This is a genomic window from Rhodococcus sp. CX (genome assembly GCF_015865005.1).
In the GTDB taxonomy this organism is placed as follows: domain Bacteria; phylum Actinomycetota; class Actinomycetes; order Mycobacteriales; family Mycobacteriaceae; genus Rhodococcus.
The window spans coordinates 1-9,119 of sequence record NZ_JADZGH010000170.1 but is presented as its reverse complement, the minus strand read 5'-3'; the positions used below and the strand labels follow the sequence as shown (position 1 = coordinate 9,119).

Sequence of the window (9,119 nt, the reverse complement as noted above, 5' to 3'; positions counted from 1 at the left end):
GCAGCACCGAGGAGATGCTCCGCATCGTGCCGCAGGACCTGCGTGAAGCGTCGTACGCCCTCGGCGTCCCGAAATGGAAGACCATCGCCCGCATCGTGCTGCCGACGGCCCTTCCCGGCATCATCACCGGCATCATGCTCGCGCTTGCCCGCGTCATGGGCGAGACCGCGCCGCTGCTGATCCTGGTCGGCTACGCACCCTTCATCAACTTCAACCTGTTCGGCGGCGAGATGGGCTCGCTACCGGGCGTCATGGTCGCCGAGATGAACAACCCCACCGAAGCCGGTTCCATGCGCATCTGGGGCGCCGCCCTGACCCTCATCCTGGTCATCGCGGTGCTGAACGTCGCCGCCAAGCTCATCGGCCGCTTCTCGCAGGTCGGCACCGCCAAGTAGGCCGACACCCATGCCTCAACTCGCCCAGATCGATACACCAGTAGGGAGCCGGTAATGGCCAAGCGTCTGGATCTCAAGGACGTCAACATCTACTACGGCAAGTTCCATGCCGTGTCCGACGTGACGCTGTCGGTACCCCCGCGCAACGTCACCGCGTTCATCGGCCCGTCGGGCTGCGGCAAGTCGACGGTGCTGCGGTCGCTCAACCGCATGCACGAGGTGACTCCGGGCGCGCGCGTCGAGGGGTCGGTGCTGCTCGACGGCGAGGACATCTACGACTCGTCGGTCGATCCGGTCGGTGTGCGCAAGACCATCGGCATGGTGTTCCAGCGCCCGAATCCGTTCCCCACGATGTCGATCCGCGACAACGTCGTCGCCGGCCTGAAGCTGCAGGGTCTGCGGGACAAGAAGAAGCTCGACGAGATCGCCGAACGATCGCTGCGTGGCGCGAACCTGTGGAACGAGGTCAAGGACCGGCTCGACAAGCCGGGCGGCGGTCTGTCCGGTGGTCAGCAGCAGCGTCTGTGCATCGCCCGGGCGATTGCGGTCTCGCCGGACGTGCTGCTCATGGACGAGCCGTGCTCGGCGCTCGACCCTATCTCGACCCTCGCCATCGAGGACCTGATCACCGAACTCAAGCGGGACTTCACGATCGTCATCGTCACCCACAACATGCAGCAGGCCGCGCGGGTGAGCGACCAGACGGCGTTCTTCAACCTCGAGGCCACCGGCAAGCCGGGCAGGCTCGTCGAGATCGACGACACCGAGAAGATCTTCTCGAACCCGACGCAGAAGGCCACCGAGGACTACATCTCCGGTCGCTTCGGCTGAGGATTGGGAGACACGCCCTGGATCGCACAGTATCCGAAGGCGCCGACGAAAAAGGGGCCCGGCCGGAACTGTTCCGGCCGGGCCCCTTCGCACGTGCTACTGCTGCTCCGGGCACACCGTCAGGTGGTCGACCTTGTCACGGAAGGCGCGGAAGTCCTCGTCGGTCGGCAGCTTGCCGGTGACGATGAAGACGACCCGGCGCCCGACCTCGACGGCGTGGTCGGCGAAGCGCTCGTAGAACCGGCCGAGCAGCGTCACGTCGACGGCGGCGGCGACGCCGTGCTTCCACTCCCGGTCCATCAGGACCGTGAACAGGTGCCGGTGCAGGTCGTCCATCGCCTCGTCCTCCTCGTGCAGCCGCGCCGCCCGCTCGGGGTCGCGGGTCTCGAGGATTTCCTTGGTGGCGGCTCCCAGGGCAACGGCGATGCGCCCCATCTCGGCGAAGTAGCCGTTCACTTCCTCCGGCAGCACGTGGTTGGGGTGGCGTCGACGCGTGGCCTTCGCCACGTGCAGGGCCAGCGCCCCCATCCGGTCGATGTCGGCGACGATCTGGATGGCGCTGACAACCCCTCGCAGGTCGCCGGCCACCGGCCCCTGCAGGGCAAGGAGCGCGAACGCCTTCTCTTCACAGATCGCACTCAGTTCGGTGATCTTGTCGTGCTCACCGATGACGATCTCGGCCAGTGGCAGATCGGCATGGAGGAGGGCCTCGGTGGAGCGTTCCATGGCGAGGCCGGCCAGGCCGGCCATCTCGCCGAGGAGATCGGCGAGTTCTGTCATCTGTTCGTTGTAGGCGACGCGCATAATCTCGAAGCCTACGGCGGTAAGAAGGCCACGTCACGAGCGCTGGGTGAATGCTCGATGAACGACCGATCCGAATCCGACACCCGATGAGAGCAGGTCAGCTGCAGGAGTCGTCGCCGGCGTTCGTCACCGCGAGATCGACGGGAAGCTCGATCGCGTCCGCGGGTGCGTCCTCGACGGGCATGGGCTTCAGGAGCGTGCCGGGAAGCTGAGGTTCCGCGATCGTGCCGTCGAAGCCCGACCCGAGCACGACCTCGACGACGCCGAGACGATCGGCGGAGGACGACAGCTTCTGGAGCACGGCACCGGGGATCATCGACGCGACCGTGGCGGCTTCGGCTTCCTGACCGGGGGTGAACCGCACGATCGTCTGCGCGCTGGTGCCGGAGTAGTTGCCGACGGCGTAGATGGAGTAGCCGTACGCGCCCAGCGTCTCCGCAGTCCGCGCGGCGAGACCGGCTTCACCGGACGCGTTGGACACCTGCAGCGTGATGTACGACGTGTCGACGAATTCCTGGGCCGGCAGCACCGGTGCCGGCGCCGACGGTGCCGCCGTAGTGGCCTCGGCCGCGGCTTCGCTCGGTTCGGGTTCGTTCCGCTTCTCGCCGGGCAGCGGCTCGTCGTCGATGATGGCCTGGAAGATCGCCTTGATGTCGTCCAGGCGCGGGATCTCGTTGCCCCAGTCGTTGGTGCCGTCCGTCGGCACGGTCAGGAAGGTGACCGCACCGGCGTCGACGTTCTGCAGGGAACGGCCGAGTTTGACCAGCGACTCGGTGTTGACGTTCTCGACGAAGGTGGCCTGGGTGAACGCGTTGATGAAGCCGTTGAGCTTGCCGGGATCGAGCAGCACCTTGTTGGACAGCGCCGACCGCAGGAGGGACGACAGGAACTTCTGCTGCCGGGCGATCCGGCCGTAGTCGCCGTTGCCCTCGGCTTCGACCTTGCGGGCGCGGACGTAGTCCAATGCCTTCCGGCCGTCGAGCGTCTGCCGGCCCGCGTTCGGGAGGATCTCACCGAGTTCGCCGTCGATCAGCGGCGCGGTGGTGCACACCTCGACGCCGCCGATCCCGTCGACCATGGATTCGAACCCGGCGAAGTCGATCCCCACGAAATGTCCGATCTTCAGACCGGACATCTTCTGGATCACCTTCACCAGGCACTTCGGTCCGCCCAGCGCGTAGGTCGCGTTGAGTTTGTCGCCCTCGGCCTCCGGATAGATGTCGGACGAGTAGTCGCCGGTGACGCTGTCCCAGCCGCGGCACACGGGACGTTCCACATCGAGGTCGCGGGGGAACGACACCGCGACGACCCGGCTGCGATCCGCAGGGATGTTGACGAGGATGACGGTGTCGGCACGTGCACCCTCCGCGTCCTCCACCGTGCCGGCGCCGATCGAGCCGCTCGCCCCGGCCCGGGTGTCGGTACCGACGATCAGGTAGGTCTCGTCGCCGGTCTGCCCGACCGGGTCGACGATGTCGGTGGACTCGGTGTCCAGCGCGGCGATCTGGGAGAAGCCTGCCTCGGTGGACCGCATGTACCCCCAGATGCCGCCGGTGCCGACCAAGGTCAGCACCGACGCGAGGGCAACTCCTGTCCGGCCCAGAGCTGCGAGCCGGGACCTGCGTCTGCGTTTGCTGAGCGCGAGCCGGCTGAGCCCGTCGGTCCTGCCCGGCGGCTTCCGCGTGTCCGCGCCCGTGCGTTCCTCCGGCTGTTCCGGGGGCTCGACGGACTCGCCCGGATCCACCGCCTCGATCTGCACGGTCGGTTCGTCGTCCGGAGCCACCGGTTCGCTGCGCGGCCGGCGCGGGGGTGGCAGCGTCGTCGCGGTGACCCGCGGTGGTTCGACGACCGGTGGTCTCTCGGCCCGGGGCTGGGCGGCACCCCGGGCTGGTTCGGGAACCCCGGGTGGTTCTGCGATCCGGGTCTGTTCGGCGGCCGACTCCGGCGGCGACGGTGCGGGCCGGGCAGGCGGAACCGGCCGGGACACGGGCATCGACCGCATGGGCGGTGCCGACGGAACCGGGGGCGGTACCGGCGCGGGCGGTTCGCGTCGGGCCACGGGTGGCATCGGCGCCGGCGGTGTCGGCGCAGGTGGTGCCGGCGCAGGTGGTGTCGGCGCAGGTGTCCGATCGGGTGGGGGAGCGGCCTGCTCGCGGCGTTCCACGGGAGCGCTGTCGCGGCCCACCTTGTTCATCAGGTCGGCGACGGTGAGCTGCTCGGAATCGCCGGGCTGCGCGGCCCTGCGGTTGCGGCCTTCGGTTCGGCGGGACGTCGCCTCGGGAGCGCTGTGCCGTCGATACGGCTGGTCGGGGTCCTGCCGCTCCACGCGCCCGGTGTGCGCGATCGGACGTTCCCAGGGAGCGCGAGAGTCGGGCAGGCCCGAGTCGTGCTCCTCTCCCACCGATCCCTCGCCTCTCCGCGGATGTTCCGCTTCTCGTTGCATCCGCCGTGTCGGCGACCCCGCCATGATACTGACCGACGAGTATTGCATCGAGATGTCCGACGGAATGCTCGGTATCTTCGCCGGTCCGGCGCGTCAGGCGCCGGTATGCGCCTGTGCGATCTAGCCGCCCGAATGCATCATGTCGGCACCGGCGGGCACCAGGGTGTCCTCGGGGTCGTCGAGCCATCCGTCGGGCAGGGCCACCGCACTGGGCGAGCCCTGGCGACCGCGGGGCCCTTCGGCGTCCTTCGGGAACGGCACGTCGGGATCGAGGCGGCCGAGCAGGTCGTCGAGTTCGGCGAGGCTCGAGACGCGCGCGAGTCCGTTGCGCAGGTCGGATCCGGCGGGGAACCCGCGCATGTACCAGGCGATGTGCTTGCGGATCTCCCGCATGCCCTTGTCCTCACCGTGGTGATCGGCGAGCAGCCGGGCATGACGCCGCATGATCTGCGCGACCTCCCCGAGCGCCGGGGGAGTGGGGATCTCACGGCCGTTCAGCGCGGCGGACAGCTCCGCGAACAGCCACGGGCGGCCGAGGCAGCCTCGGCCGACGACGACGCCGTCGCATCCGGTCTGTTCCATCATCTTCGCGGCGTCGGTGGCGTCGAAGATGTCGCCGTTGCCGAGCACCGGCACGTCGGTGACGTGTTCCTTGAGGCGCGCGATCTCGTTCCAGTCGGCGGTGCCGGAGTAGCGCTGGGCCGCGGTGCGGGCGTGCAGGGCCACCGCCGCGGCGCCTTCGGCCGCGGCGATGCGCCCGGCGTCGAGATGGGTGTGATGTTCGTCGTCGATGCCGATGCGGAACTTGACGGTCACGGGGATGTCGGTGCCCTCGGTCGCCCGGACCGCGGCCGCGACGATCTGGCCGAACAGGCGGCGCTTGTACGGCAGCGCGGAACCGCCGCCCTTGCGGGTCACCTTCGGGACGGGGCATCCGAAGTTCATGTCGATGTGGTCGGCGAGATTCTCGTCGACGATCATCTTCGCCGCGGCGTACGTGATGTCGGGGTCGACCGTGTAGAGCTGCAGCGACCGCGGCGTTTCGGTGGGACCGAAGGTCGTCATGTGCATCGTCACGGGATGGCGTTCGACGAGCGCGCGGGCGGTCACCATCTCGCACACGTACAGGCCCGACGTGCTGCCGGCGCGTTCGAGCTCGAGTTCACGGCACAGGGTGCGGAACGCGACGTTGGTGACCCCGGCCATCGGGGCCAGCACGACCGGACTGTCGAGTTCGAGCGAGCCGATGCGAAGGCGGGACATGCAAACCTCGGAAAGAAACGATGTCGGAAGCAGGGGCGAGATTCCGCCCGAACTGAGCAACTGTGCCCGGCACCGAAATCGTTCGGTGCCGGGCACAGGATATCCGGTGGACGCCACCGGCACGGAATTGCCGCGGTCAGACCGCGGCTTCGGCGCGTTCGCGGCGCGCGGCCTCACGGGCCAGCGAGCGGTCGCGCATCTCCTCGAACTTCACGGCCTGACGTTCCAGGTCTTCGAGGAACGTGCCCAGTTCGTCGAGGGTCTCGGCGCCGTCGGCCCCGAAGTCGCGCTCGAAGATGTTCCACTTGCGCAGCACCGGCTGGACGACATCGTCCAGGTGCTGGCGCAGGTCGTAGATGCCGTGCTTGGCCATGAGCACGCCGTTGCGGCGGAAGTTCGGCATTCCCGCACCGGGCATCTGGAAGTTCTTCAGAACCTGGGTGATCGCCTGCAGTGTCTGGACGGGCGCGACGTCGAGGGCGGCCTCGCAGATGTTGCGGTAGAAGATCATGTGCAGGTTCTCGTCCGCCGCGATGCGCTGGAGCATCTTGTCGGCGATCGGCTCGTCGCACGCCTTGCCGGTGTTGCGGTGCGAGACCCGGGTGGCCAGCTCCTGGAACGTCACGTACGCGACCGAGTGCAGCATTCCGGTGTCGCCGGGCGAGGAGAAGCCGTTGGTCATGTGTTCCATGCGGGCGTTCTCGAGCGCGACCGGGTCGACACCGCGGGTCACGACCAGGTAGTCGCGCATGACGATGCCGTGCCGATTCTCCTCGGCGGTCCAGCGGCCGACCCACGTACCCCAGGCGCCGTCGCGGGAGAAGTTCTCGGCGATCTCGCGGTGATAGGACGGCAGGTTGTCCTCGGTCAGCAGGTTCGTGATCATCGCCGCCTTGGCGACCTCACCGAGCCGCGACTGCTCCGGGTCCCAGTCCACGCCGCCCATGGCCGCGAAGTTGCGGCCCTCGTCCCACGGCACGTAGTCGTGGGGGTGCCAGTCGCGTGTCATGGAGAGGTGTCGGTTGACGTTCGCCTCCGCTACGGGCTCCAGCTCGCGCAGTAGCTCCAGCTGAGTCATGACTCGCGTCATTCCGATTTCCCTCCGTGGTTGATTGACGCACTCCAGCCTACGGCACCGTAGGTTGCGTTCGGACGCACTGTAGGCACGATCGGTGGCGCGCATCTCAGCGTTTCCGACGAGTGCTTCAGATCACATCACGTGCCGTGGGACACGGTACAGGCTCCTGTGGGCGATCCCGACCACGACGCACGGTGATGCACGGGACGCACGAAAGCCGAGCGTGAAACGACTCGGGGCGGCGACATCGCGATGTCGCCGCCCCGAGTGGAGGTGCTGTGGTCAGCGCTTGCCGCCACCGAGCAGACCGCCCAGCAGGCCACCGAGCCCGCTGCCGGCGTTGCCGCCCAGCACGCTGCCGAGAACGTCGCCGAGTGCGCCTGCGCCGCCGGAACCGCCCGCCGCGCTGCCGAGGAGACCGCCCAGCAGATCGCCGAGGCCGCCCTGGCTCGGAGCCGACGCCGTCGCCGTGGTCGCGCCCTGTCCGCCGCCGGTGAGCTGCTTGGCGATGAACGACAGCACGATCGGCGCGAGGATCGGCAGGAGCTTGGCGACCAGTTCGTTGCCGCCGGTGCCGTTGACGCCGCCGAGGGTGCTGATGACCTGGTCCTTGTTTTCACCGAACACGTTGGCGACGATCTTGCTGCCGTCCTCGGTGTCCACGTCGGCCACGTTCACGCCGCCCTCGACGAGGTCACCGGAGTGGTTGTCCAGGGCGGAGAGCAGCGAGGCGGCACCGGCCGGATCCTTCGCGTTGGCGTCGAGACCACCGACGAGGGTCGGCAGTGCGGCGCGCACGGCCGTCTCCGCGGTCTGCTGGTCCACGCCGAGCCGCTCCGCGATCTGAGCGACAGGAATCTGGGAGAGAAGGTCGTCGAGAGTTGCCATGAGAACCTGTCTGGGTAAGGGGCGCTCCAGGATGCGATTTGCCCGTTGTGGCGAAGCCTAACCAGTCGTTCCCCGTCAGCCGTGCAAATTCGGCGCGCGTCGTTCGTGTACCGAATGTCCGTTCTCGATCACACGCCGGACTGCGCTGTGGGCCTGCGCACGGAGAGCAGGCCGCACAGCAGTGCGACCACGGTTCCGCTCAGGAGTAGGACGAATCCGTTCTGGTTCGTGAGCACGGTGCTGTGGTTGTCCCGGATGTACTCGCCGAACGACTGCTGCACCCGCACCGCCAGCACGACGACGACCGCGGTGCCGAGGATCGCGCCGGCCCACGCGGCCGCGACCGAGTCGAACAGTGCGGCGACCAGCAGCAGGATCGCGGCTGCGGCCAACGGCAATGCGAGGGACAGGTGCAACGGCAGATCGGGGCCGGCGAGCGCGCTCAGGTCGCCTCCCTCGAAACCGTCCCGCAGCGAGGCGAGTGGAATCTCGGTTGCCCGCACGCCTCCGACGACGGGAAGGAACGTCCCGATCCCCACTGCGATTGCGGACAGGAACAGACCAAGGTCGACGAAACTCCGCATGCCACTCCCATCGATCGTCGGATCGTTTCCGTGAGCGACCACACGGTATCCAAATTCGGCGCCGATTCCCGGATGAAAGGCGGGGCCGTGCCGCGATCCGTAGGGTGGAATACGCACGAAACGGACAGAGGGAAGGTGCGACATGTCGGACGAGACGCTCGAATCCGGGGTCGCCCGGACCGGCGCGCCGAAGTGGGTGAAGAGGACCGCGTGGGTGTTGCTGGGGCTGGTGGCCCTGGTCGTCCTCTACTTCGTCCTCGCGGCGTTCGTGCCCCGCTGGTGGGCCCAGCGGATCGCGGGCCTCGCCGACGGTGGGATGGTGCGGGGAACGTTGTGGGGCCTGATGTTCGGCTTCCTGTGCACGTTCGTGCCGCTGGCGTTGTTGTCGTGGGTGTGGCGCGTGCGCGACTGGCGGTATCACCGCGGGCTGCAGATCGTGCTCGCGATCGTCGCGCTCCTGGTCGCCGTGCCGAATCTGATGACTCTGAGCATCGTGCTCGGCGGCGGCAACGCGGCCCACGCGGGGGAGCGGATCCTCGATGTGGACGGTCCCGGCTTCCGGGGTGCGTCTCTCATCGGCGCCGTCCTCGGGGCCCTGGTGTTCGTGATCGCCGCCGTCGTGAGCATGCGTCACCGCAAACGCGGTGACGAACTGCGCCGCGCACGCGGCGAACTGGAACTGCAGCGCGCCGAGAAGGAAGCGGCAGCCGAGCGGGAAGCGCGGGAGCTGGAGCAGAGGAGGAAGTCCGACGCGGCGGACTGATCGGATCAGCCCGCCACGTCTCGGTGCCCCCAGTAGGGCTCGAACCTACGACCTGCGGATTAAAAGTCAG

At 68.2% G+C, this 9,119-nt stretch carries 9 protein-coding genes; 3 read left to right on the top strand and 6 right to left on the bottom strand.

The features are described from left to right. Together I0Q12_RS33160 and pstB are read left to right on the top strand one after the other, a co-directional pair. The coding region (locus I0Q12_RS33160; RefSeq protein WP_231610941.1) for a PstA family ABC transporter permease at positions 1-395 on the top strand (395 nt) is incomplete at its 5' end. A 54-nt stretch (positions 396-449) separates the two neighbouring features. Then, positions 450-1,226, top strand: coding sequence for a phosphate ABC transporter ATP-binding protein PstB (pstB, locus tag I0Q12_RS18035; protein ID WP_197253226.1), 777 nt, complete (start codon positions 450-452; stop codon positions 1,224-1,226). 96 nt (positions 1,227-1,322) lie between these two features. Here the strand turns inward: pstB and phoU are convergent, their stop codons facing one another. From phoU to I0Q12_RS18005, 6 genes are all read right to left on the bottom strand, one after another. Then, positions 1,323-2,030 carry a phosphate signaling complex protein PhoU gene (gene phoU / locus I0Q12_RS18030; RefSeq protein ID WP_197253224.1) on the bottom strand — a complete coding sequence of 236 codons (708 nt, stop codon included), beginning with the start codon at positions 2,028-2,030 and terminating at the stop codon, positions 1,323-1,325. A 97-nt stretch (positions 2,031-2,127) separates the two neighbouring features. Then, positions 2,128-4,023 (bottom strand): LCP family protein, encoded by a 1,896-nt coding sequence (locus tag I0Q12_RS18025; RefSeq protein WP_197253255.1) that lies wholly within the window; start codon positions 4,021-4,023, stop codon positions 2,128-2,130. 570 nt (positions 4,024-4,593) lie between these two features. Next, on the bottom strand, positions 4,594-5,736 hold the full coding sequence (gene dusB / locus I0Q12_RS18020; RefSeq protein WP_197253222.1) for a tRNA dihydrouridine synthase DusB: 1,143 nt from the start codon (positions 5,734-5,736) through the stop codon (positions 4,594-4,596). A gap of 136 nt (positions 5,737-5,872) precedes the next feature. Further along, entirely contained in the window at positions 5,873-6,826 is a 954-nt protein-coding gene (locus I0Q12_RS18015; RefSeq protein ID WP_197253220.1) for an acyl-ACP desaturase, read from the bottom strand. A gap of 270 nt (positions 6,827-7,096) precedes the next feature. Then, the gene (locus I0Q12_RS18010) at positions 7,097-7,702 is read right to left on the bottom strand and encodes a DUF937 domain-containing protein (protein ID WP_197253218.1); all 606 of its coding nucleotides are present in this window, start codon (positions 7,700-7,702) and stop codon (positions 7,097-7,099) included. Between the two features lie 128 nt (positions 7,703-7,830). After that, a complete protein-coding gene (locus tag I0Q12_RS18005) occupies positions 7,831-8,286 on the bottom strand; it encodes a hypothetical protein (protein WP_197253216.1) in 456 nt (151 codons plus the stop codon). A 142-nt stretch (positions 8,287-8,428) separates the two neighbouring features. Between I0Q12_RS18005 and I0Q12_RS18000 the strand changes: the two genes are divergently transcribed. Further along, positions 8,429-9,049 carry a hypothetical protein gene (locus I0Q12_RS18000; RefSeq protein WP_197253213.1) on the top strand — a complete coding sequence of 207 codons (621 nt, stop codon included), beginning with the start codon at positions 8,429-8,431 and terminating at the stop codon, positions 9,047-9,049. Positions 9,050-9,119: the final 70 nt, after the last annotated feature.

What these genes read in the sequence shown, in the direction of transcription:
- pstB (WP_197253226.1), top strand. Translation starts at nt 450, where the DNA reads ATGGCCAAGCGTCTGGATCTCAAGGACGTCAACATCTACTACGGCAAG.
- I0Q12_RS18010 (WP_197253218.1), bottom strand. Translation starts at nt 7,702, where the DNA reads ATGGCAACTCTCGACGACCTTCTCTCCCAGATTCCTGTCGCTCAGATC.
- I0Q12_RS18005 (WP_197253216.1), bottom strand. Translation starts at nt 8,286, where the DNA reads ATGCGGAGTTTCGTCGACCTTGGTCTGTTCCTGTCCGCAATCGCAGTG.
- I0Q12_RS18025 (WP_197253255.1), bottom strand. Translation starts at nt 4,023, where the DNA reads ATGCCCGTGTCCCGGCCGGTTCCGCCTGCCCGGCCCGCACCGTCGCCG.
- I0Q12_RS18015 (WP_197253220.1), bottom strand. Translation starts at nt 6,826, where the DNA reads ATGACGCGAGTCATGACTCAGCTGGAGCTACTGCGCGAGCTGGAGCCC.
- dusB (WP_197253222.1), bottom strand. Translation starts at nt 5,736, where the DNA reads ATGTCCCGCCTTCGCATCGGCTCGCTCGAACTCGACAGTCCGGTCGTG.
- I0Q12_RS18000 (WP_197253213.1), top strand. Translation starts at nt 8,429, where the DNA reads ATGTCGGACGAGACGCTCGAATCCGGGGTCGCCCGGACCGGCGCGCCG.
- phoU (WP_197253224.1), bottom strand. Translation starts at nt 2,030, where the DNA reads ATGCGCGTCGCCTACAACGAACAGATGACAGAACTCGCCGATCTCCTC.